We start from the raw sequence: 23,081 nt of genomic DNA, 5'->3' as shown, positions 1-23,081 counted from the left end.
CGACGCGTTCATGGCGCCGCCGGATCACGGCAGCTGCAACAGCAGCGAATACAGGATGCGGGCATCTTCGGCGTCCAGCTGTGCCGGCAGGTCATCGCGGCCGCGGAAATGCCGGTGGAACGCCGCCGCCGCTGCGGGGCGGTTGTCGAGGGGATAACCGAACCGCGCCAGCGCCGCCCACGCATCAAAGCCGTCCGGTGCAGCACCATCCTGCACGCGCGGCCACAGGCCGAAGCCGGCCTGGGCAAGCTGCTGCCACGGGAAGAACCGGCTGGGGTCGACCTTGCGGCCCGGTGCCAGGTCGCCATGGCCGATCACCTGCCGCGGCGGAATGCCCAGGCGGGTGGTCAGATCACGCAGCAGCACGATCAGCGCGTCGATCTGCGCACCGGTGAACGGGCTGCGCCCGTTGTTGTCCAGCTCGATGCCGATGGAGGCCGAGTTGAGGTCGGTAATGGTGCCCCAGCGCCCTGCCCCGGCATGCCAGGCGCGGTGCTCATCGGCCACCAGCTGGTAGCGGTGGCCATCCGCACCGATCAGGTAGTGCGCGCTGACCCGGCCACCGCTGTTGGCGGTGCGCAGTGTCTTCAGGCTCTGCTGCACCGAGGCCTGTTCGGTGTGGTGCAGCACGATGACGACCGGCTTGCGGGCGTTGTAGTTGGGCGATGGCACCCATGTCGCCAGCGGGTTGCGCTCCACCTTCGGCGAGGAAGCACAGGCGGCCAGCAACAGGCAGGCCGAGAGCATCAGGGCGGTGCGGATCGGGTGCATGCCCCGATTGTGCGCGATCACAGGGGATCGTGCATGCCGTGCCACGCCCTGCGCGGAGGGGGCAAGCGGGCGGCCGTTCCGGGCCGCCCGCCCGTACATCAGGCCTCGTAGGCCGATTCACCGTGCGAGGTGACATCCAGGCCGGTGCGTTCGGCCTCTTCGGTCACGCGCAGGCCGACCACGGTACGCACCACCAGCAGGATCAGTGTGGTCACTACGGCGCACCAGGCGATGGTGAAGCCGACGCTGACCACCTGCACCCACACCTGGTGGCCGATATCCAGGCCCGCCTTGGTACCGCCCAGCGACTGCGCGCTGAACACGCCGGTGAGGATGGCACCGACGATGCCACCGACGCCGTGCACGCCGAACACGTCGGCGGTGTCATCGACCTTCAGCAGGCGCTTGAGGCCGGTGACACCCCACACGCAGATCGCGCCGGTCACCACGCCGATGACGATCGCGCCCAGCGGGCCGACCGTGCCGCAGGCCGGGGTGATGCCGACCAGGCCGGCCACGGCGCCGGACGCCGCGCCCAGTGCCGACGGCTTGCCCTTGGTCACCGCTTCCACCAGCGTCCAGCCGACGACCGCCGCGGCGGTGGCCAGGATGGTGTTGATGAAGGCCAGCGAGGCCACGGTATCGGCGGCGGCGGCCGAACCGGCATTGAAGCCGAACCAGCCCACCCACAGCAGCATCGCGCCGATATAGGTGTAGGGCACATTGTGCGGCTTCAGCGCGGTCTGGCCGTAGCCGATGCGCTTGCCCAGGAACCAGGCGCCGACCAGGCCGGCCACGCCGGCATTGATGTGCACCACGGTGCCACCGGCGAAATCGATCGCGCCCATCTCACCCAGATAGCCGCCGCCCCAGACGATGTGCGCCATCGGGATGTAGCTCAGGGTGAACCACAGCGCCGAGAACAGCAGCACGGCCTTGAACTTGATGCGTTCGGCGAAGGCGCCGACGATCAGTGCGGTGGTGATGCCGGCAAAGGTGCTCTGGAAGGCCACGAACAGGTAGTCCGGCAGGCCCTTGATGGGCGTGTTGCCGACCGATTCGGGGGTGAAGCCCTTGAGGAAGGCGAATTCGGTGAACGAGCCGAAGAACGCGTTGCCGCTGCTGAACACCGCGCTGTAGCCATAGGCCACCCACAGCAGCAGCACCAGCGAGAACACGACCAGGATCTGGCTGAGCACGGACAGCACGTTCTTCGAACGCACCAGGCCGCCGTAGAACAGGGCCAGGCCCGGCACCACCATCAGCAGCACCAGCAGGGTGGAGGTGAGCATCCAGGCCACGTCGCCGTGGTCGAAGGCGGGGGCTGCTGCAGCGGCGTCGGCAGCCGGCGCGGCGGCCGCTGGCTGCAGCGGTTCAACGGCCACCGGTTCGGTGGGCAGCGGCGTGGTCTGTGCCGCCTGTGCGTTGGCCTGGCCCGGCCAGGCACCCACGGCCAGCAGGCTGAGCAGCATCATCAGGCACACGAGATGGAACCGGGCTTGCCACCCGGTGAAAAAGCGCAGCTTCATGGTGGGATCTCCGGAAGGGGGTTACAGCGCGTCAGCGCCGATTTCGCCGGTGCGGATGCGGATGACCTGCTCGACAGCGGTGACGAAGATCTTGCCGTCGCCGATCTTGCCGGTGCCGGCCGCGGACTGGATCGCTTCGACCACGGCATCGGCGCGTTCGTCGGTGACCACGGTTTCGATCTTGATCTTGGGCAGGAAATCGACCACGTACTCTGCACCGCGGTACAGCTCGGTGTGGCCCTTCTGGCGGCCGAAGCCTTTCACTTCGGTCACGGTGATGCCCGACACGCCTGCGTCGGAAAGGGCCTCGCGGACCTCGTCGAGCTTGAACGGCCGGATGATGGCGGAGATCAGTTTCATGCGCATATCCCGATGGTGGAAGGAGCCAGGGCGCATGCGCGCCATGGCGTCAGGCAACCACGGGCCATCGCGGGATGGCCGTGGCTGTTGCACCGGACATGGACGGGGCCGGGACGGCCGTGCCTCTCTCCTTGCACGGCCGACGCGGGAGGGAGGGCGGCCCGTGTCGCGTGTCCGTTCTCTCTTACCCCTGGTTCGGCGGACTCATCGCCCGCTCCACCATGGCAGGCCGCAGGGGCCTGCTTTGCGGCTCCCCAGCCGCAGAACCGGAAGCGATGGCGGCAGGTGGGAGGGGAAACCCACCGCCATCGCCACGCCGGTCAGTTCGCGTAGTACAGCTGGTATTCCAGCGGGTGGGTGGCCGCGCGGAACTTGGTCACTTCCTGCATCTTCAGCGCGATGTAGCCATCGATGAAGTCATCGCTCATCACGCCGCCGGCCTTGAGGAACTCGCGGTCCTTGTCCAGTGCTTCCAGGGCCTGGTCCAGCGAGGAACAGACCTGCGGAATCAGCTTTTCTTCTTCCGGCGGCAGGTCGTACAGGTCCTTGTCGCTCGGCGCGCCCGGGTCGATCTGGTTCTTGATGCCGTCCAGGCCGGCCATCATCAGCGCGGTGAAGGTCAGGTAGCCGGACTGGATCGGATCGGGGAAGCGCATTTCGATGCGGCGGGCCTTCGGGTTGGACACCCACGGAATGCGGCACGAGGCCGAACGGTTGCGGGCCGAGTAGGCCAGCATCACCGGGGCTTCAAAGCCCGGCACCAGGCGCTTGTAGCTGTTGGTGCCCGAGTTGGCGAAGGCGTTGATGGCCTTGGCGTGCTTGAAGATGCCGCCGATGTACCACAGCGCCAGCTGGCTCAGGCCGCCGTAGCCATCGCCGGAGAACAGGTTGGTGCCGCCCTTGGACAGCGACTGGTGCACGTGCATGCCGCTGCCGTTGTCGCCGACGATCGGCTTGGGCATGAAGGTGACGGTCTTGCCGTTGCGGTGGGCCACGTTCTTGATGATGTACTTCATGCGCAGCAGTTCATCGGCCTTCTGCACCAGGGTGCTGAACTTGGTGCCGATCTCGCACTGGCCGGCCGTGGCCACTTCGTGGTGCTGCACTTCCACTTCGATGCCGACCTGTTCCAGCGTCTTGCACATCTCGGCACGCAGGTCGTGCAGCGAATCGGTCGGCGGAACCGGGAAGTAGCCGCCCTTCACGCCGGGGCGGTAGCCGCTGTTGGTGCCGTCGTACTTGGCGCCGCTGTTCCACGCGGCTTCTTCCGAGCCGACCTGGAAGAAGGTGTGGCCCATGTCATTGGCGAAGCGGACCGAATCGAAGATGAAGAACTCCGGCTCCGGGCCGAAGAACGCGGTTTCGGCGATGCCCGAGGCCTTCAGGTAGGCTTCGGCGCGCTTGGCGATGCCGCGCGGGCAGCGGCCGTACGGCTGCATGGTGGCCGGATCGAGGATGTCGCAGCTGATCACGATGGTCGGATCGGCATAGAACGGGTCCACGTAGGCGCTGGCCGGGTCCGGCAGCAGGACCATGTCCGACTCGTTGATGCCCTTCCAGCCGGCAATGGAGCTGCCGTCGAACATCTTGCCTTCTTCGAACAGCGACGGCTCGACGATGCTGACCGGGAAGGTGACGTGCTGCTCGACGCCACGCATGTCGACAAAACGCAGATCGACGAATTCGATCTGGTTGTCCTTGATCAGCTTCTCAACGTTTTCAACGGACATCGGGTGCAACCTCGGTGGGATGAATGCCTGCCGTGATGGAGCAAAGACCGTGCCAACATTTTGATCTTCACAAGTCATTGATTCTTCTGGATGGGCACCGCGCGGGTGCGTGCCGGCCCGCACCAGTGTGGTGCGCCGGTGCAGGACCGCACTGCTTTGGTGCAGGGTGGATGCTCTATCCTCTGCGGCTCCCCTTTTTCCCTGACTGAGCCTGCTTCCGCCCATGTCCGACCTGCTCTCCGCCCTGCTGCTGGGCATCCTCGAAGGCCTGACCGAATTCCTGCCGATCTCCAGCACGGGCCACCTGCTGATCGCCCAGCACTGGCTGGGCGCGCGTTCGGACTTCTTCAACATCGTCATCCAGGCCGGTGCGATCCTGGCGGTGGTCCTGGTGTTCCGCCAGCGCCTGCTGCAGCTGGCCACCGGCTTCGGCCAGCGCGAGAACCGCGAGTACGTGTTCAAGCTGGGCGCGGCCTTCCTGGTCACGGCGGTGGTCGGCCTGGTGGTGCGCAAGGCCGGCTGGTCACTGCCGGAAACCGTGGGCCCGGTGGCTTGGGCGCTGATCATCGGCGGCGTGTGGATGCTGCTGGTGGAGGCCTACACCGCACGCCTGCCCGATCGTGACCAGGTGACCTGGACCGTCGCGATCGGCGTGGGCCTGGCGCAGGTGGTGGCCGGCGTGTTCCCCGGTACCTCGCGCTCGGCCTCGGCCATCTTCCTGGCCATGCTGCTGGGCCTGAGCCGCCGCGCCGCCGCTGCCGAGTTCGTGTTCCTGCTGGGGATTCCCACCATGTTCGCCGCCAGTGCCTACACCTTCCTGGAACTGGCCAGGGAAGGAAACCTGGCCAGCGAGAACTGGACCGATGTCGGCGTGGCCTTCGTTGCCGCGGCCATCACCGGCTTCGTCGTAGTGAAGTGGCTGATGGGCTACATCAAGTCGCACCGGTTCACCGCGTTTGCGGTCTACCGCATCGCCCTGGGCGCTGCACTGCTGCTCTGGTTGCCTGCCGGCAGCTGAACACGGCAGGCCACGCCTGACCCCGTCGTGGCCGTTGCCGCGTTCTTCCCCTGGTTCCTCAAGGAGATTTTCATGAACCGCACCCTTGCCCTGATCCTGCCGCTGGCCCTGCTGGCCGCCTGCAGCCAGCCCCCGGCCAACACCACGGCCGCGATCAATCCGGCCACCACCGGCACCGAAGCCACCCCGCCCGCGCTGGATGCGAAGTGGCTGCAGGGCCAGCACTGGCGCCTGCAGGGCGCCACCGGTGCCGACGGCAAGCGCATCGATGCCCTGTTCGTGCGCGCCGATGCACCGGTCACGCTGGACTTCAACGAGGGCCGGCTGTCGGTGAGCAACACCTGCAACCACCTGGGCGGTGGCTACACCCTGGCCGGTGGCACGCTGACGGTCAGCGCCATGGCCTCGACCCTGATGGCCTGCACCGACAAAGCGCTGATGGCGCTGGACCAGGCCGTGGGCAGCCGCCTGGAAGGCACGCTGAAGGCAGCACTGAACGCCGATGGCACGCTGGCGCTGACCACCGCCAAGGGCGACGTGCTGGTGTTCGCGCCCGAGCCGACCGCTGAAACCCGCTACGGTGGCCCGGGCGAGACGGTGTTCCTGGAAATCGGCGCGAAGACCGCCAAGTGCTCGCACCCGCTGATTCCGGACTACCAGTGCCTGCAGGTGCGCGAAGTGAAGTTCGACGACAAGGGCCTGAAGCAGGGCACCCCGGGCGCGTTCGAGAACTTCTACGGTTCCATCGAGGGCTATGCCCACGAGGAGGGCGTGCGCAACGTGCTGCGCGTGAAGCGCTTCAAGATCGCCAACCCGCCGGCCGACGCACCGTCGCAGGCGTATGTGCTGGACATGGTGGTCGAATCAGCCAACGAGAAGAAGTAGGAACGGAAAAGGGCGGCCGCAGGGCCGCCCTTTTTTGTGGGTGCGGTGACGGACTGCCGCCTCTTCGCCCCCCGCATCCTCCCCCGGCGCACGCATCACGTGCACCGGGGCGGCAGGCGCATCAGGCCAGCGCCGGGTTCAGCGTGTAGGTGCCGTACAGCGCGGCTTCTCCCAGCACGTGGCCCTGCATGGCACGGTGCGCATCGGCAGCGGTGAACGGTGTCGGCAGCGCCAGCGTGGCCACATCCAGCGCGAACACGCGGAAGAAATAGCGGTGCACGCGCGCGTCGTTGAACGGCGGGTACGGGCCGTCATAGCCCAGGTAGTCACCGGCCATGTCCGGGTTGCCGGCAAACCAGCCGGTGAAATCATTCAGGCCCTGGCGGCTGCCGGCCGGACCGGCCGGGGCGGTCTTGCCCTTCACCACGAAGCCGTCGCTGCAGCTGCCTGCGGCCAGTTCGCGGATGTCGGCCGGGATATCGGCCATGACCCAGTGCACGAAGTCGCAGCGCGGCTGGTCGGACGGGATGGTCATGTCGTTGCGCCCGACGGTCTCCGGCACGGTCGGCACGTCCGGGTCCACGCAGACCAGGACAAAGGAACGCGTGCCTGCCGGCACCTCGCTCCAGGCCAGGTGCGGGTTGTGGTTGGGCGCGAACCCCTGCGCGTCGCCCGCAGCGAACGTGCGGTCGATCGGGCTGCGGTTGGCCAGGCTGTGGCTGATCAGGTGCATGGGGGGTTTCCTCAGGTTTCCGGGTAGCCCAGCCGCACCGCGACCGGGGTCAACTGGGCGATGGCCGACGACAGCGCCTGGCGGTAGTGGCGCCAGTGGCCGGCCGGGAAGCGCGGCGGGCCCAGGTGCTGGGCCGGCGGCAGCGCGCGGCCGAACAGCCGCGACAGCAGGTCGGCCATCGCATGGGTGTCATTGCCGATGTCATCGATGCGCACCATCGCCAGCGGGTACAGGTCTTCATCCTGCAGATTGGCGATCTGGGTCAGGGCGCGCACCAGCCATTCGGTGGCTTCGGACAGCGAGGTCACCGCCAGCGGCGCGGCCGCGCCGTAGGCGATCCAGTCCAGCAGCATGTCGCGCGGATCGCGCAGCACCACCAGCAGGCGCCCCTGCGGCAGCTGCGGGCGCAGCGCCCACAGCAGGGCGTTGTCCCACCACAGCAGCCAGTCGATGACGGTGTCACCTTCGATGCCCCGCACCGACAGCTGCTCGCGCCAGCGCTGCAGCAGGCGCTCGGGGGTCAGCACGCCGGACGCCAGGTCCTGCAGGGTGTGGTAGTTCTGGAAAGCATCATCCGGCGGCGCAGCGCCGAAACGGTCGCTGCGGAACACCGGGCTGGCCCCGGCCAGGGTGGCGGCCACGCGTTCCACCCCCGAACCCGGGGCGCCCCACAGGAAGATCGGTGCCGACGCACCACCGGCCACCTCGGCCGGATCGCCCATCGGCGGCCAGCTCGGCGGCGCCTTGGCCTGCGGCGGCAGTGGCAGCCGCTGCGGCGCCTGCTCGGCCTGCAGGGCCAGCCAGGTGCGCACGGCCTCATCGGTCTGCCCGGCACGGTCGAGCACTTCGCCCAGCCAGGTGCGCAGGTCCGCCCGCGCGGCGTCCGGCGCCGCATCGATCAAGGCCTGCACGTGGGTGACGGCGGCAGCCGGGTCGCGCTGCAGCAGCGCGTCGACCAGGCGCACCTGGCCGCTGATGCGGTCCGGCTGCACGGCCACGATGCGCTGTGCCAGGGCCTCGGCCTGGTCGGCCTGCCCGGCCATGTCATGCAGGCGCATGCGGGCTTCCAGCGCCGGCAGATGGTCGGGCATGGCCGCCAGCCAGCGTTCGACCACCGCCGTGGCCGCTTCGCTGCCAACGGTTTCCACCGCCAGGCGGGCCAGCCAGACATCGTGCAGCTGGTCATCGCTGGCCAGTACCGCATCCAGTTCGGCACGCGCCTCGTCCTCCCGGCCCAGGCGCTGCCAGCACATCAGCAGCAGCTGCAGCACCTGGCGGTCACCGGGCAACGACTGCAGCAGCGGCAGCAGCTGGTCGCGTGCCTGCAGCGGCTGCCCATCGCGCAGGGCCAGTTCGCCGCCCAGCCGGTGCATCACCGGGGTATCCATCTCCGGCAGGCGCATGGCCTGCTGCAGCGCTTCCAGCGCCGCACCGGTGTTGTCCTGGCGCAGCGCCAGCTGCACCACCAGCCCATGCAGCGAGGTGAGGGACGGCTTCAGTTCCAGCACGCGGCGGAAGGCCTGTTCGGCAAAGGCCAGCATGTCCTTGCGCAGGTAGGCCGACCCCAGCGCGTACAGTACGCGCGGATCGTCCGGCATCGCCCGCGCGGCCGCGGACAGCAGCGCCAGCGCGCGGTCGGCATCGCCACGCTGCAGCGCCACCATGCCATCGAGGGCATGCAGTTCGGGATGGTCCGGTTCGACCTTGGCCGCCAGCTGCGACAGCCGATGGGCTTCATCGGCATCGGCCCGGGCCAGCGCCAGGTGCGCCTGCATCACGTACGCATCCAGCGCGTTGGGGTTCAGCCCGGTGGTGCGCTGCAGGGCCTGGCTGGCATCGTCGAACTGGCGCTGTGCCAGCAGCAGCCCGGCCTGCTGCAGGTGCAGTTCGGCATCATCAGGGGCAAGCAGCAGCGCCTGCTGCAGGGCAGCCAGGGCAGCCTGCACCTGGCCCTGCTGCTGCAGGGCCAGCGCCAGCCAGCGATGGGCCTGGGCGTGCTGGGGGGCGTTCTCGGTCCATGCCTGGGCCAGCTGCACGGCCTGGTCGGCCTGGTTCTGGCGCAGGGCTTGGAGGATCTGGTCTTGCATGGCGGTCCGGCTGTAGGGCAAACCACCATTGTAGCGGTGCCGGTGCGGGCGCCGTCCGTGGGGGCCTGTTCAGGCGATCGCGCACTGCAGCCGCTGGGCCACCCAGCGTTCGGAGAAGCCATCACCGCGCCAGTTTTCCAGGAACCCGCAGTGGCCGCCCCAGCAGGCGGTTTCCAGCCGGGCCTGCACCGGCAGCTGCCAGTTGCCGAAGCTGACATAGGGAATGACCGGGTCATCCTGCGCCATCAGGATGTCGGCCGGCACCTGCAGGCTGGCCAAGCGGTCGCCGGCGATGGAGTAGCCATCGAAGTAGTCCTGCAGCGAGCCGAAATCGGTGTGCCGTTCCACCAGCCACGCCGTCAGCGCGCGGATGTCCAGCCGCAGTACGCTGTCGTCGCAGTCACTCAGCTCGGGGAACAGGTCGCGCTTGCGGCGCAGCGAGCCGGCCCACTTGCGGCGGAAGTACCAGTCGTACATCGCCGGGCCGTTCTCGATGCTTTCCATGGTCAACGCCGGGTCCAGCACCGGGCAGACCGAGGCCACGCGCAGCAGCGGCACGCCGGCGGCCGGCGCGCGCAGGGCCAGGCGCAGCACGAAGTTGCCGCCCAGCGAATAGCCGGCGGCCACCAGCGGCAGGTCCGGCCAGCGCCGGGCGACATCGGCCGCAGCCTGCACCACTTCATCGATACGGTTGGAGTGGAAGATGCCCGGGTTGAGGTGGTGCGAATTGCCGTGGTCGCGGAAGTTCAGGCGCACCACGTCGAACCCTTGGTCGAGCATGCGCGCGGCGGTCATGCGCATGTAGCTGGATTCGGCGCTGCCCTCCCAGCCGTGCAGCAGCAACGCCATGCCCTTGGCCGTGCGGCCGGGCACGTGGCTGTGGAAGCCCTGCAGGCGCACGCCGTCACCGCCGTCGAGGATGAGCTCGCGCGTGCTGGCGCCACTGGCGGCCAGCAGCAGCTGGCCACGGCGCAGACGCAGGCGGCTGGAACTGAGCATGGACTGCAGGTGCGGGTTGCGCAGCCAGCGCGGCGGCCGGTAATCATCGGCGTGCAGCAGCATGCCGTCGCCCGGAAGCGGAGCCGGTGGCGTGCGCACGGCCACCATCGCCTCAGTCCCCGGTCATGGCCGCCACGATGCACGCGCGCGAGGTTTCCGCGATGCGCCGGCGGCCTTCCAGGTCGTGGCTGCCGATGGGTGCCAGGAAATGCACTTCGGCGCGACGCGCCGGCTCACCGAGCAGGCGCAGGAAGTTGGCGAAGAAACTTTCACCCGGCCCGAAGGCCACGATCGTCTGGGCGTCGCCGCGCTGGCCATAACGAAGCGCCACCGGCTGCACCGGCACGCCGGTTGCCACCGCCGCCTGGAAGATACGTGCGTGGAACGGGCCAACGTCGTGGCCGCCACGGGTACGCCCTTCCGGGAACACGCCCACGCCCTTGCCATCGCGCAGGCGTACGGCCATTTCCTGCATCACCCCGCCCAGCGATTCGGTGTTGCCGCGCTGGTGGAAGATGGTCTGCCCGCGTGCGGCCAGCCAGCCCACCAGCGGCCAGCCGGCGATTTCACGCTTGGCAACGAAGCCCATCATGCGCTGGCTGTGCAGGATGCAGATATCGACCCAGCTGACATGGTTGGCCACGAACAGCACCGCACCGGGCAGGGGCTGGCCCATGCGCACCAGGCGGAAGCCGAAGATCCACATCAGCCCGCCCTGCCACAGGTTCACCACCCGCGCGTCCAGGCGCTCGCGCCCCACGCGCAGGGCACCCCACGGCGCCATCATGCCGATCAGGGTCAGGGGCAGGAACACGATGATGTGGACCAACAGCAGCGGTACGCGGTACAGGTAGCGGCACACACGCGCCACGCCGCCACGTGGGGCCGGAGTGGGGGAAGTCATCCGCGCACGATACCCGAGCGCCGCAGTGGCTGCCAGCCGGATTTGGCCATAAGTCCAATAGACACCGGCCATGGGCGGGGAACACTGGGTTCCGCCGGCGCCTGCGGCATCACCCGTGGCCGGCCGGTACCACGGCCAGGGTCAGCCGCGAACTGCACACCAGCCGGCCCTGCTCGTCCTCGATGCGGATGTCCCACAGCTGGGTGCTGCGGCCCACATGCAGCGCGCGTGCGGTACCGGTGACGGTGCCCGAGCGCACCGCGCGCACGTGGTTGGCATTGATTTCCAGCCCCACGCAGACCTGCGTGCGGGTGTCCACGCACAGGTTGCCGGCACTGCTGCCCAGGGTTTCGGCCAGCACCACCGACGCGCCGCCGTGCAGGATGCCGTAAGGCTGGTGGGTCCGCGCGTCCACCGGCATGGTGGCCTGCAGCCAGTCCTCGCCGACTGCGGTGAAGGCAATGCCCAGGTGGTCGATCAGCGTCCCGCGGCTGAGCACGTTGAGGGCATCGATGGAAACCGCATCGCGGAACACCTGGGGCATGGCGTGGACCTTCAGAGAATGGGAACGAGGCCTGCGCCGAAGGCCGTGAGCATGCGCACCAGCAGCCACTTCGGGCCGACGTTGACTTCGGGGAAGTCACCCACGGCGGTATAGCAGGCATGGAAATCCGGGCTCTGCCGCGGCAGCGGCTGCGGGCAGTCCGGGCCGGGCTGGAATTCGTAGTCGGTGGCGTAGCGCCAGGGCCAGAAATCCAGGATCGGCAGCGCTTCGGACGCCTTGCCCATGCTGTAGTTCAGCCCGGACAGCACCGGTGGCTTGGCGCGCGGGGCCACGGTCCAGGAATTCTGCGGGTCGGTATCCCGCAGGATGCTGTCGGCCAGGCGCTCGGCGAAAGCGGGGTCGTCGATGATGACGGCCCCTTCGGTGTTGTAGTTCTCGCTGCGCGGGTCGAAGTTGTGGGTGCCGATGACGCCGATGCGGCGGTCGACCACCAGCGACTTGGCATGCAGGCCCATGCGGGCGCCCTTGCGGGTGACCGGCAACGGCTTGTTCACCGCCTTGCTGCCCAGGAACGAAGGCCGCGTTTCGGTACGCAGCAGGTGGCGCTCCACTTCGCTGCCGGCGGCACGGCGGCGTGCCCGGGCGCTGTCATGGGGCGCGCTGCTGCTGTTGCCCGCAGGCCGGTCGGGGGCATCGTCCCGGCCAGCCACGGTGGCCGAACGGGCACTGCCGCTGCGTGCGTTGCTGCCGGCCGCGCTGCCGCCGACCAGGGTGTTGCGCCGGCCTCCTTCGGCCTGCCCGTCCGGCAGCGGCCCCTGGATCGGCGATGGCAGCAGGTTGCGGTAGTCCACCGGCGCATCCAGCGGGAACGGCTTGTATTCAAAGATATTGAAGCCCAGTTCGCGCATGTTGCGCCGCTTGTACTTGTAGGACAGCGCATACACGATCGGGTTGTCGGTGGCTGCCAGGCTGTTGCTGGACACCACCACCCGCGGCGGCTCCGGGCGCTTGCGCAGTTCGCGGAACAGCTTCTGTGCCGGCTTGGACAGGACCAGATAGGGCGTCTGCAGGATCACTTCCTTCTTCGCACCGGCGATCAGCGCATCCAGCTGCGGCTCGGTGACGTGCTGGCCGGCCAGCGGCGCATCGGCGCGCTCGCGGCGGTGCTTGCGGGGCAGGTCGGCCACGTAACGCACCGAGGCCACCGGCAGGGCGGTGTCGACGAAGCTGCGCTCGATGAAGGCCGCGTCGCTGGCCTCCTCGCTGACCCGCTGCACCCGTTCGGGGCGGCGGAACTGGGCCGGCGGCAGCGCGGGCACGCCCTGCTTGAGCAGGGTACGGCCGACATCGTTCAGGCGTTCGGCCGGCACGCTGCGCTTGGCATGCCAGAAGGCATCGAAATTGGCCGCCATCGCGCGTGCCTCCGGGCCGGCCACCAGGACGTCGCGGTCGCGGAAGTTGTACTCGCTGTCCCAGTCGTAATAGTCATCCTGGTAGTTGCGGCCCCCGACCACGCCGATCGCATCGTCGATCACCAGCAGCTTGTTGTGCATGCGCTGGTTGAAGCGGCGGAAGCAGCACAGCACGCTGCCGGCATAGTCGAAGTAGTTCAGCCGGGCCTTGCCGAAGGTAGGGTTGTAGACCCGCAGCTCGAAGTTCTGGTGGGCGCCGGACAGGGCACCGAGGATTTCCAGGTCGGAAATGGCCGAAAGCTGGTCGATCAGCACCCGCACCCTGACCCCGCGGCGGGCGGCGGCCAGCAGTTCGTCGATGACCAGCCGGGCGCTGTCGTCCTTGTCGAAGATATAGGTCTGCAGGTCGATGCTGCGCGTGGCACTGCGCAGCAGGTTCAGGCGGGCCACCAGCGCGCCCTCGCCCTCGTCGAGGATGGTCGCGTAATGGCGCGGGGCCTGCGGGCGCGATTCGCTGAACGCGCGGCCGGCCAGGGCACGCAGCGGCGACTCCTGCGCGCAGCGGTCGGCGCGCCGGCAGTCCACCTCGGTCGAACGGGCCTGCACCGCGATCGCCTGGGCGCGGTCGCGCTGCTGCTCGGACAGCGACGCACAGCCACTGCCCAGCAACACGGTTGCCAGCACCAGCACACGCAGCAGCAGGTTCACGGTATCGGCGCCTCGCTCAGACGCGCTCGCAGTACGAAAGTCACTCGGTCACTCAAGGCAAGCTGCCAGCTGTCCATGCCATACCGGCCTCGTTGCACGGTACCGCGGCTGACGACATCGCAATCATAGCCGGGCTTGGCGCATTCCGCCTTCTCCACGCGCAGGGTCTCCGGGTGGCTGACCCCGCGCAGGCTGAGCCGGCCGTGGATGTCCCCCCCCTGCTCGACCAGTTCGGGCCAGTACGGCAGCGAATCGAATTCCACCACCGGGTACAGCCCGGCGTCGAAGAATTCCTCCCCGCGCATCCAGCCGGTGTAGCGGGGCTTGCCGGGAATCTCGACCGTACGGGTATACATCTTCAGGTGGACCTGGTGGCGGCCATCGGCCATCAGCTGGATGCGCCCCTCGAACTGCGGGAATACCCCCTCGATGCGCTGGCCGAAGCGCGTGCGGACCTCGAAGCCGATCTGCGAGCGCTGCGTATCGAGCAGCAGCACCCGCGGCCCGGCCACGCTGTGCACCGGGGGCAGGGTGGCCGGGGGCGGCGGCACCGACGGCAGCCCGGCGCTGGCGGGCCCGGCGGCCAGCAGCAGGGCCAGGCAGGCACGGTGTCGCACCACCACGGCGTTCACCGGCTCACGGCCACCAGAACGCGTTCAGGCTGGCCACGCCGGGTTCGATCGCCGCCTCCCGGGGGAAGCCGAGCACGGCGATGCCGGCCGGGGGCATGCCGCGGTAATCGCTGCTGGAGCCCTCGGTCATCAAGGCCACCAGCCGTTCCAGGCCGGGGTTGTGGCCGACGATCATCACCCGTTCCAGGTCGCGGCGTTCGTCCACCAGCGCGGCCAGGGTGCCCGGGGTGGCTTCGAAGATGCGGTCTTCCAGGCGCTTCTCGACATAGCCGATGGTGGCCATCACCGATTCCAGGGTCTCGCGGGTGCGCCGCGCCGGCGAACACAGCACGCAGTCGGGCAGCAGGTTGTTCTCCTTCAGCCACTTGCCGGCGGCTTCGGCTTCGGCCAGACCGACCGGCGACAACGGCCGGTCGAGATCGGCCTGGCCCGGGGTGGCCGGTTCGGCGTGGGCATGGCGCAGCAGGATCAGTTCACGCATCGCGGGATTCCATGGAAGAAGGGATGGAGGCTTACAGCTTGAGCCAGGCCAGCAGGGGTTCCCAGTCGGCCTGGTGCTCACGTACCTGGGCCGAGCGGTAATCGAACAGGCTGCGGCCCAGGCCGGTCATGACCACGTAGCTCTGGCTGTCACGCAGCTGCGCCACGACCGGGTAGGGCCAGTCGGCCAGCATCTGCACGGCCTGCTGGGAGGTCTGGGTCCAGGGCTTGGTGCGGTTCAGGACCAGCCCGACCGGCAGCTTGCGGCTGTGTACGCGGGGCACCTGGGCCAGGCTGTTGAGGAAGCCGACGATGGCCTCGATGTCCAGCGCTGACGGCAGCACGGGCACCACCACGGCGTCGGCCGCCTCCAGGAAATGGGGGATGTCATCGGCCTGGGCCCCGGCCGGGGCATCGATGATGACCGTGTCGGTGCCCTCGGGCAGCTTCTGCGCCCACTGCTTCCTGCGGTACACGTCGATCGGCAGTACCGCGCTCTCCAGCCCGGCCCGGCGCTGGGCCCAGCGGGTACTGGAACCTTGCGGGTCGGCATCGGCGATGACCGTGGCCTTGCCCTGCAGTGCCGCGTACGCGGCCAGGTGGGTGGCGACGGTGGTCTTGCCCACGCCGCCCTTGGAACCGGCCACCAGGATCGTCTTCATGCCAGCCTCGCTTCCAGGTACGTGCCCCGAGCGTACACCGGCGGTGGTGACGGGAGGTAGAGACGGCCTGAATCATTCCCCTCCGCCTTTGCTATCGTGACGCCCCCGAAGGATCGAACCGGCATGAGCGAACTGCAGGACCTGAGCGCGCTGATCCGCGCCAATACGCCCCTGATCGTGGTGGAGACCCAGGACGAGGGCCGCATCGTCGAGCTGTTCCGGCAGACGCTCATGCATGTCTGGCGGGCGCTGTACCGCTGGTCCATCACCGAAGGCCTGCGCCGCATCGACCTGGAACGCGAGGACGCGCCCATCGGCCCGCCCGACGCCAGCGCTGCCCTGCAGATGATCCGCCAGGCTGAACAGCGCGGGGTCTACCTGCTGCTCGATTTCCATCCCTACCTGGGCTATGCCAGCCACCAGCGTGCCCTGCGCGACCTGGTGCAGCGCCGCCACAGCCAGCCGCACGTGCTGGTGCTGATCGGTGCCAAGGTGGAACTGCCGGCCGAACTGGAAGCACTGGCCGTGCGCTTCAACCCACGCCTGCCCGATGCCAACGCCCTGCTGAAGATGCTGCGCGAGGAAGCCGATGGCTATGCCCGCGAACACGGCGGCCGGCGTGTCGAGGTGGACAGCGAGGCGGTGAAGAAGATCCTGAAGAACCTGCAGGGCCTGAGCCTGGCCGATGCCCGGCGCATCGCCCGCCAGCTGATCTATGCCGATGGCGCACTGCGCGACGACGACCTGCCGCAGCTGGCCCGGCTGAAGTTCGAGCTGCTCAACCGCAGCGGCCACCTGTTCTACGAGCATGACAGCGCACGCTTCGGCGACGTGGCCGGGGCCAACCGGCTCAAGCGCTGGATCAACCAGCGGCGGGTGGCCTTCATCGCCGGCTCGGCCCCGGCCGGGCTGGACCCGCCGCGCGGCATGCTGCTGCTGGGCGTGCAGGGCTGTGGCAAGTCGATGCTGGCCAAGGCGACCGCCGCCGGCTTCGGCGTGCCGCTGCTGCGCCTGGACGTTGGCGCGCTGTACAACAAGTACCACGGCGAAACCGAAGCCAACCTGCGCCAGGCGCTGGCCTCGGCCGAGCAGCTGGCCCCGTGCGTGCTGTGGATGGACGAGATCGAGAAGGGCCTGGCCAGTGGCGGCGAGGACGGCGGCGTCTCCCGCCGCGTGCTGGGCTACCTGCTGACCTGGATGGCCGAACGCAAGGCACCGGTATTCATCGTGGCCACCGCCAACCAAGTGCACGAGCTGCCGGCCGAGCTGCTGCGCAAGGGCCGCTTCGACGAGATCTTCTTCGTGGACCTGCCCAGCCCGGACGTACGCGTGGAACTGCTGCGCCTGCACCTGGGCCGGCGCCAGCTGAACCCGGACGATTTCGCGCTGCCGGCGTTGGCCGCGGCGGCGAACGGGTTTTCCGGCGCGGAGATCGAGCAGGCCATCGTGGCGGGGCTGTATGCCGCCCATGCCGAAAGCCGGCCGCTGGACACCGAGTTGCTGATGACCGAGATCCGCGCGACGCGGCCGTTGTCGGTGCTGATGGCCGAGCAGGTGGCGGCATTGCGCGAGTGGGCGTCGGGGCGGACGGTGTCTGCGGACGACTGAGGGTTTCCAGCCAACGGCGGAGCCCCTCGTGGCTGTTGGTTGGTCGCCAACGGCGGGTCATGCGCGTGGCCGGGCGGATAGGCCGCGCGGGGGACGCCGTGAATCCGTCCCTGGAGGCTTGTGAGCGCCATCCATGGCGCTCGCCCCCCGCGCAACCTACCCGCCCGACCCCTGACGGTTTCCGTGTGCGGTCAGCCACGGAAAAGAAAAAGAAGAGCAAGAGCAGAAGCCGGTCGCTTCGCTCTCATCCACGCATGGCGTGGATCTACCGTGCCGACCAAGGTCGACACCTACCAGAGCAGACGCGGGATCAGCGCCCGTGCCGACCAACGGTCGGCACCCACCCACAGCCGCAGGAAACTGTCGAAGGCGGGGTGGGTCCGGTGGCAGGGGTGTGAGCCGCATGGATGCGGCGACCAAGCCCCCATGGACGGGTTCACGGCGTCCCCTGCCACCGGACCCACCCCGCCATCCCACGGATAGCCCGCTTTTGAAGTTGAAGTTGCTTCGGCAGGTGCAGGGCTGCACGCCCTGCCAGAAAACCTCACCCCAACACCCACATCCAGGCCGGCAGCGTCACCAGCGACAGCACGATCCCATACCCCACCAGCGCCGCCGCCAACCGCGGCGCCAACCGGTGCGAGATCGCCAGCGCGGCGGCGGTGATCATCGTCGGCATCGCCGATTCCAGCACGTTGGCCTTCAACATCAGGCCCTGCAGCCCCAGCGCCCACGACAGCGGCAACGCCAGTGCCGGCAGCACCACCAGCTTCAACAGCAACCCCACCGCCAGCGGGCGCAGCTCTTCCTGGCGCAGGCGCAGCTGGATCGACAGGCCCACCGCCAGCATCACCAGCGGCAGCATCGCATCGGCCAGCTGCTTCAATGCGGTACCGATCCAGGCCGGTGGCTGCGCCGGCATCAGCAACACCGCGAACAGCAGCGCCCACAACGGCGGGAAGCGCACGATGCGCAGCAGCACTTGGCGCGCACCCGGCGGCCGGTCGCCGCTGTAACGGGCCAGCACCAGCAGGCCGAACGTGGACAGCAGCAGGAACGTACCGAACTGGTCATATACCACCGCGTAGGGCAGCGCCGCATCACCCAGCAATGCACGCACCATCGGGTAGCCGATGAAGCTGGAATTGGCCAGCGCCACGCAGATCAGCAGGACCGCCTGCACGTCACGGGCAAAACCGAAAAGGCGGGTCGCCAGCGCAACCAGCCCCCAGGTGGCCAGCATCAGCAGCCACGGCGTGGCCATCAGCCCCAGCAGGCTGGCATCGAGCTGCAGCCGCGGCACGTAGGTCAGTACCGAAGCCGGCAGGCAGACGTACAGCACCACTTTGTTGAGGGTCTCGGCCGCAGCATCGGGCAGCACGCGCAGGCGCGCGAACAGCATGCCCAGGCCCAGCATGGCCAGGATCAGGGCGAAGGCATCAAAGGCCATGGCCGGCTCGGATGCGGGCCATCAGCCGGGGAATCGATCAGCAGCGCACGCCACGCCCGGGCGCGCCGCGAGCGCGCCCGGACGACTCAGGGCCAGGCCGGCGGACTGGCTGCCCACTCTGCCTGCACCTGGGCCAGCGTCGTGCGTTCATCCTCGCGCCAGGCCGGCAGCAGGCGGGCGTGCTGGCTGGCATCGCTCCACAGGCTGGGCTCGGTACGCACCGCGGCGGCATACCACTTCACCGCCTCGGCCTTTTCGCCCAGCCGCCACAATGCCAGGGCGTAGGTCGGCGGTACCCAGGACGGATTGCCACGCAGCCCGCCGGCGGCCGCCTGCCATTGCGCCAGCGCGGCATCGGCATCGCCCCGCCGCAGCAGGGACCAGCCATAGTTCCAGCGCACCGCGCGGCCGTTGGCCGACGCAGCCGGCGCCTCGGCCAGCGCTTCGCGGTACAGCTTCTCGCCCAGCTCGGTGCGTCCCTGGCCGATGGCCACGTCTGCCAGTTGTACCGTCGCCTCCACGGTCTTGCGCCCGCGCTCGCGCTGCCGGATCAACTGCGCCACCAGCGCATCGGCATCGCCCTCGGCCGGCACCACCGAAACCGGCGTGGCAGCCGTGTCCTTCTCGAAATAGAACTCCTGTGGTGCCGGCAGTGCCGGCGCGGCCCACGCGGTGGCCGCCCCCGCAGCCAGCAGCACGCCAGCCAGGAGTTGTCCTGCGAACGTCATCGAATGTCCCCCACGCTGTAACAACAGCCTCCCTCCGGCCGATCCTAACCCCAGTACCACCATCGGCGCGAGCCCCCGGTGCGCTCCGGGGCCACTGTTACAATTCCGCGCCTCCCCCGACGCGCGACAGCGTGCCGGGCGCCAGCCGATCCTTACCGGGCCAGCCATGACCAGTACCGCGCAACTTACCTCGCCGTCCTCCGCCGACCTGATCGACCGCGACTACGCGCTCGACCACCGGTATACCCGCGAGCAGGGCCGGATCTACCTGAGCGGCGTGCAGGCGCTGGTGCGGCTGCCGCTGATGCAGCGCCTGCGTGACGCCGCCGACGGCATCGACAGCGGTGGTTTCATCAGCGGTTACCGGGGCAGCCCGCTGGGTGGCTTCGACCTGGAACTGTGGCGCGCCCGCAAGCACCTGGAGGCGGCGCGGGTGAAGTTCACCCCGGGCCTGAACGAGGACCTGGGCGCGACCATGGTCTGGGGCACGCAGCAGACCAACCTGTTCCCGGGCGCGAACGTGCAGGGCGTGTTCGGCATGTGGTACGGCAAGGGCCCCGGCGTGGACCGCTGCGGCGATGTGTTCAAGCATGCCAACGCGGCGGGCACCTCGCGCCATGGCGGCGTGCTGGCACTGGCCGCCGATGACCATGCCTGCCGCAGCTCGACGCTGCCGCATGGCAGCGAGGATGAATTCGTCAGCGCGATGATGCCGGTGCTGAACCCGGCCGGGGTGCAGGACATCCTGGACATGGGCCTGCTCGGCTGGGCGATGAGCCGTTATACCGGGCGCTGGATCGGCTTCAAGACGATCGCCGAAACGGTGGAGTCCTCGGCCTCGGTGGACGTGGACCCGTTCGCACGCCGCATCGTGCTGCCGGAGGATTTCCAGATGCCGGCCGGCGGCCTCAACATCCGCTGGCCGGACCCGCCGCTGGACCAGGAAATGCGCCTGCACCGCTATGCGGTGAAGGCCGCGCAGGCGTTCGCGCGCGCCAACGGCATCGACACGGTGGTGATGGACTCGCCGCAGGCGCGGCTGGGCATCGTCACCACCGGCAAGAGCTACCTGGACGTGCTGCAGGCCCTGGAATACCTGGGCCTGGACGAAGCCGCCTGCGCGGCCATCGGCATCCGCGTGTACAAGGTCGGCATGACCTGGCCGCTGGAACCGCAGGGCATCGCCCGCTTCGCGCAGGGGCTGGAAGACATCATCGTGGTGGAGGAGAAGCGTGCCTTCATCGAGCGCCAGATGAAGGAACAGTTCTTCAACTGGCCGTCCAGCTGGGGCCAGCGCCCGTCCATCGTCGGCAAGTACGACGAGAGCGGCGAGTGGATCCTGCCCTCCACCGGTGAACTGACCCCGGCCACCATCGCCGGCGTGATCGGCCGCCGCATCCAGAAGTTCTTCAACAACGATTCCATCGCGCAGCGCCTGCAGTGGATGCAGGAAAAGGAAGCCGAGCTTGCCCTGCCGCGCGCCAGCTTCCCGCGCGTGCCGCACTACTGCTCCGGCTGCCCGCACAACACCTCCACCAATGTGCCGGACGGGTCACGCGCGCTGGGCGGCATCGGGTGCCATTACATGGTGACCTGGATGGACCGCAGCACCGACACCTTCACCCACATGGGCGGCGAAGGCGTGACCTGGGCCGGGCAGGCACCGTTCACCGACACCCCGCACGTGTTCCAGAACCTGGGCGACGGCACGTACTTCCACAGCGGCTCGCTGGCGATCCGCCAGTCGGTGGCCGCCGGGGTCAACATCACCTACAAGATCCTCTACAACGATGCGGTGGCCATGACCGGCGGCCAGCCGGTGGACGGCCCGTTGAGCGTGCCGGACATCGCCCGGCAGATGCGCGCCGAGGGCATCCACACCATCGTGGTGCTGTCGGACAACATCGGCAAATGGACCGGCCAGCGCGAACACTTCCCCAGCGACGTGGAGTTCTTCGACCGCAGCGAACTGGATGCCGTGCAGAAGCGCCTGCGCGAGGTCAAGGGCGTATCGATCCTGATCTACGAACAGACCTGTGCCACCGAGAAGCGCCGCCGGCGCAAGCGCGGCAAGCTGGAAGACCCGGCCAAGCGTGTCATGGTCAATTCACTGGTCTGCGAAGGCTGCGGTGACTGCGGCAAGAAGAGCTTCTGCGTGTCGGTGCTGCCGAAGGAAACCGAGTTCGGGCGCAAGCGCGAGATCGACCAGTCCAACTGCAACAAGGACTATTCGTGCGTGAACGGGTTCTGCCCGAGCTTTGTCACCGTGCACGGCGGCAAGCCGCGCAAGGGCAGCAAGCGCGACGCGTCCACCCTGCTGGACAACCTGCCGGCACCGGCCATCCGCGGCACGCTGGAACAGCCCTGGAACATCCTGATCACCGGCGTCGGCGGTACCGGCGTGGTCACCATCGGCGCGCTGCTGGGCATGGCCGGCCACCTGGAAGGCAAGGGCGCGACCGTGCTCGACCAGACCGGCCTGGCACAGAAGGGCGGCGCGGTGACCACCCACATCCGCATCGCGCGCCGCCCGGATGACATCCACGCCGTGCGCATCGCCGCCGGCGAGGCCGACCTGGTGCTGGGCTGCGACATGGTGGTGGTGAACGATTACTGGGCGCTGTCGAAGGTGCGCGCGGGCCGTTCGCAGGTGGTGCTGAACACCTATGAAGCGATGCCGGGCACCTTCACCACGCGGCCGGACATGCAGTTCCCGGCGGCGGACATCATCGCCGGCGTGCGCGTGGCACTGGGCGGACAGGAGCCGCTGCTGCTCGATGCCACCCAGCTGGCCACCGCACTGCTGGGCGATGCCATCGCCGCCAACCTGTTCATCCTGGGCTATGCCTGGCAGCAGGGCCTGGTGCCGCTGTCGTTCGAGGCTCTGATGCGCGCGATCGAACTCAATGGCGCGGCGGTGGCCATGAACCAGCAGGCCTTCGCCTGGGGCCGCCTGGCGGTGGTCGATCCGCAGGCCGTGCAGGAAGCGGCCGGCCTGGTACGCAACCGCCACACCGATACCGAATCCACCCCGGGCCCGCTGCATCCGCTGCCGCCGGGCGAGTGGGAAGGCAACGAATGGGGCGCCACCGCCGCCCCGCGCAACACCGGTGACGAACGCGAACTGCGCGGCCTGCCTTCGCATGGTGGCGAGGTGGCGTTCCTGCCGCTGGACGACGCGCGCCTGTCGCGCTCGCTGGATGAAATGATCGAGCGCCGCGCCACCTTCCTGGTGGACTACCAGGACGCCGCCTACGCCAACCGCTACCGCCGCCTGGTCGAACGCGTGCGCGCCGCCGAGGCCGACCGCATCGGCGGGTCCACTGCGTTGACCGAAACCGTTGCCCGCTACCTGTTCAAGCTGATGGCCTACAAGGACGAGTACGAAGTGGCGCGCCTGTACACCAGCGGCGAGTTCCAGCGCCGCGTGCAGCAGCAGTTCGAGGGTGACTACCAGCTGCGCTTCCACCTGGCGCCCCCGCTGTTCGCCAGGAAGGACGAACAGGGCCGCCTGCTGAAGAAGGAATACGGCCCGTGGATGTTCAAGGCCTTCGGCGTGCTGGCGAAGCTGAAGTTCCTGCGGGGTGGCCGCTTCGATGTGTTCGGCCGCACCGAAGAGCGCCGCATGGAGCGCCAGCTGATTGCCGACTACGAGGGGACCGTGCAGGTGCTGCTGGACGGGCTGGGCGATGACCGCCTGGCGCTGGCGGTGGAAATCGCCAGCATTCCCGAGCACATCCGTGGCTTCGGCCACATCAAGGAAGCCCATTTCGAGCAGGCCAAGGCCCGCGAGGCCGCGCTGCTGGCGCAGTGGCGCAACCCGAAGGCACTGCACATCGTGCAGGTGGCGTAAGGCGGTTCTGCGGGGCGCCGGCGCGCC

General features: G+C 68.7%; 19 protein-coding genes. 4 read left to right on the top strand and 15 right to left on the bottom strand.

Going from position 1 to position 23,081, the window contains the following annotated elements; translation table 11 throughout:
- Positions 1 to 24 precede the first annotated feature (24 nt).
- From Q9R17_RS08940 to glnA, 4 genes are all read right to left on the bottom strand, one after another.
- The gene (locus Q9R17_RS08940) at positions 25 to 771 is read right to left on the bottom strand and encodes an N-acetylmuramoyl-L-alanine amidase (protein WP_308158059.1); all 747 of its coding nucleotides are present in this window, start codon (positions 769 to 771) and stop codon (positions 25 to 27) included.
- A gap of 98 nt (positions 772 to 869) precedes the next feature.
- Positions 870 to 2,300, bottom strand: coding sequence for an ammonium transporter (gene amt / locus Q9R17_RS08935; RefSeq protein WP_308158058.1), 1,431 nt, complete (start codon positions 2,298 to 2,300; stop codon positions 870 to 872).
- 21 nt (positions 2,301 to 2,321) lie between these two features.
- Positions 2,322 to 2,660 (bottom strand): P-II family nitrogen regulator, encoded by a 339-nt coding sequence (locus Q9R17_RS08930; RefSeq protein ID WP_308158057.1) that lies wholly within the window; start codon positions 2,658 to 2,660, stop codon positions 2,322 to 2,324.
- A gap of 320 nt (positions 2,661 to 2,980) precedes the next feature.
- Positions 2,981 to 4,390: a type I glutamate--ammonia ligase gene (gene glnA, locus Q9R17_RS08925; protein ID WP_308158056.1), complete on the bottom strand. Its 1,410-nt coding sequence runs from the start codon at positions 4,388 to 4,390 to the stop codon at positions 2,981 to 2,983.
- A 223-nt stretch (positions 4,391 to 4,613) separates the two neighbouring features.
- Here glnA and Q9R17_RS08920 point away from each other — a divergent pair, with 223 nt between their 5' ends.
- Positions 4,614 to 5,408 carry an undecaprenyl-diphosphate phosphatase gene (locus tag Q9R17_RS08920; protein WP_308158055.1) on the top strand — a complete coding sequence of 265 codons (795 nt, stop codon included), beginning with the start codon at positions 4,614 to 4,616 and terminating at the stop codon, positions 5,406 to 5,408.
- Between the two features lie 72 nt (positions 5,409 to 5,480).
- Positions 5,481 to 6,293 (top strand): META and DUF4377 domain-containing protein, encoded by an 813-nt coding sequence (locus Q9R17_RS08915; protein ID WP_308158054.1) that lies wholly within the window; start codon positions 5,481 to 5,483, stop codon positions 6,291 to 6,293.
- A gap of 121 nt (positions 6,294 to 6,414) precedes the next feature.
- Here the strand turns inward: Q9R17_RS08915 and Q9R17_RS08910 are convergent, their stop codons facing one another.
- The 9 genes from Q9R17_RS08910 to Q9R17_RS08870 form a co-directional block, all read right to left on the bottom strand.
- A complete protein-coding gene (locus Q9R17_RS08910; protein WP_308158053.1) occupies positions 6,415 to 7,026 on the bottom strand; it encodes a YbhB/YbcL family Raf kinase inhibitor-like protein in 612 nt (203 codons plus the stop codon).
- 11 nt (positions 7,027 to 7,037) lie between these two features.
- Positions 7,038 to 9,113 carry a tetratricopeptide repeat protein gene (locus tag Q9R17_RS08905; RefSeq protein WP_308158052.1) on the bottom strand — a complete coding sequence of 692 codons (2,076 nt, stop codon included), beginning with the start codon at positions 9,111 to 9,113 and terminating at the stop codon, positions 7,038 to 7,040.
- Between the two features lie 69 nt (positions 9,114 to 9,182).
- The gene (locus Q9R17_RS08900; RefSeq protein ID WP_308158314.1) at positions 9,183 to 10,169 is read right to left on the bottom strand and encodes an alpha/beta fold hydrolase; all 987 of its coding nucleotides are present in this window, start codon (positions 10,167 to 10,169) and stop codon (positions 9,183 to 9,185) included.
- Positions 10,170 to 10,224: 55 nt separating this feature from the next.
- Positions 10,225 to 11,016 carry a lysophospholipid acyltransferase family protein gene (locus tag Q9R17_RS08895; RefSeq protein ID WP_308158051.1) on the bottom strand — a complete coding sequence of 264 codons (792 nt, stop codon included), beginning with the start codon at positions 11,014 to 11,016 and terminating at the stop codon, positions 10,225 to 10,227.
- A 109-nt stretch (positions 11,017 to 11,125) separates the two neighbouring features.
- The gene (locus Q9R17_RS08890; RefSeq protein WP_308158050.1) at positions 11,126 to 11,560 is read right to left on the bottom strand and encodes a hotdog fold thioesterase; all 435 of its coding nucleotides are present in this window, start codon (positions 11,558 to 11,560) and stop codon (positions 11,126 to 11,128) included.
- Between the two features lie 11 nt (positions 11,561 to 11,571).
- On the bottom strand, positions 11,572 to 13,641 hold the full coding sequence (locus Q9R17_RS08885) for a phospholipase D family protein (RefSeq protein WP_308158049.1): 2,070 nt from the start codon (positions 13,639 to 13,641) through the stop codon (positions 11,572 to 11,574).
- Positions 13,638 to 14,171, bottom strand: coding sequence for a YceI family protein (locus Q9R17_RS08880; RefSeq protein ID WP_308158313.1), 534 nt, complete (start codon positions 14,169 to 14,171; stop codon positions 13,638 to 13,640). Before Q9R17_RS08880 ends, Q9R17_RS08885 begins: the two co-directional genes overlap by 4 nt.
- Before the next feature lie 106 nt (positions 14,172 to 14,277).
- Positions 14,278 to 14,754, bottom strand: a complete 477-nt coding sequence (locus Q9R17_RS08875; protein ID WP_308158048.1) for a histidine phosphatase family protein — start codon at positions 14,752 to 14,754, stop codon at positions 14,278 to 14,280.
- Positions 14,755 to 14,785: 31 nt separating this feature from the next.
- Positions 14,786 to 15,415: a ParA family protein gene (locus Q9R17_RS08870; RefSeq protein ID WP_308158047.1), complete on the bottom strand. Its 630-nt coding sequence runs from the start codon at positions 15,413 to 15,415 to the stop codon at positions 14,786 to 14,788.
- Positions 15,416 to 15,538: 123 nt separating this feature from the next.
- Between Q9R17_RS08870 and Q9R17_RS08865 the strand changes: the two genes are divergently transcribed.
- Complete coding sequence (locus Q9R17_RS08865) at positions 15,539 to 17,023, top strand: AAA family ATPase (RefSeq protein ID WP_308158046.1); 1,485 nt, start codon at positions 15,539 to 15,541, stop codon at positions 17,021 to 17,023.
- A gap of 544 nt (positions 17,024 to 17,567) precedes the next feature.
- Here the strand turns inward: Q9R17_RS08865 and Q9R17_RS08860 are convergent.
- Both Q9R17_RS08860 and Q9R17_RS08855 read right to left on the bottom strand, forming a co-directional pair.
- Positions 17,568 to 18,473, bottom strand: coding sequence for an AEC family transporter (locus Q9R17_RS08860; RefSeq protein ID WP_308158045.1), 906 nt, complete (start codon positions 18,471 to 18,473; stop codon positions 17,568 to 17,570).
- An 86-nt stretch (positions 18,474 to 18,559) separates the two neighbouring features.
- Positions 18,560 to 19,201, bottom strand: a complete 642-nt coding sequence (locus tag Q9R17_RS08855) for a tetratricopeptide repeat protein (protein ID WP_308158044.1) — start codon at positions 19,199 to 19,201, stop codon at positions 18,560 to 18,562.
- Positions 19,202 to 19,367: 166 nt separating this feature from the next.
- Between Q9R17_RS08855 and Q9R17_RS08850 the strand changes: the two genes are divergently transcribed.
- Positions 19,368 to 23,054 carry an indolepyruvate ferredoxin oxidoreductase family protein gene (locus tag Q9R17_RS08850; RefSeq protein ID WP_308158043.1) on the top strand — a complete coding sequence of 1,229 codons (3,687 nt, stop codon included), beginning with the start codon at positions 19,368 to 19,370 and terminating at the stop codon, positions 23,052 to 23,054.
- Positions 23,055 to 23,081: the final 27 nt, after the last annotated feature.

It is taken from the genome of Stenotrophomonas sp. 24(2023), assembly GCF_030913365.1.
Taxonomy (GTDB): domain Bacteria; phylum Pseudomonadota; class Gammaproteobacteria; order Xanthomonadales; family Xanthomonadaceae; genus Stenotrophomonas.
Note: the sequence above shows the minus strand (reverse complement) of the source record. Positions and strands in the feature narration are given on the sequence as shown.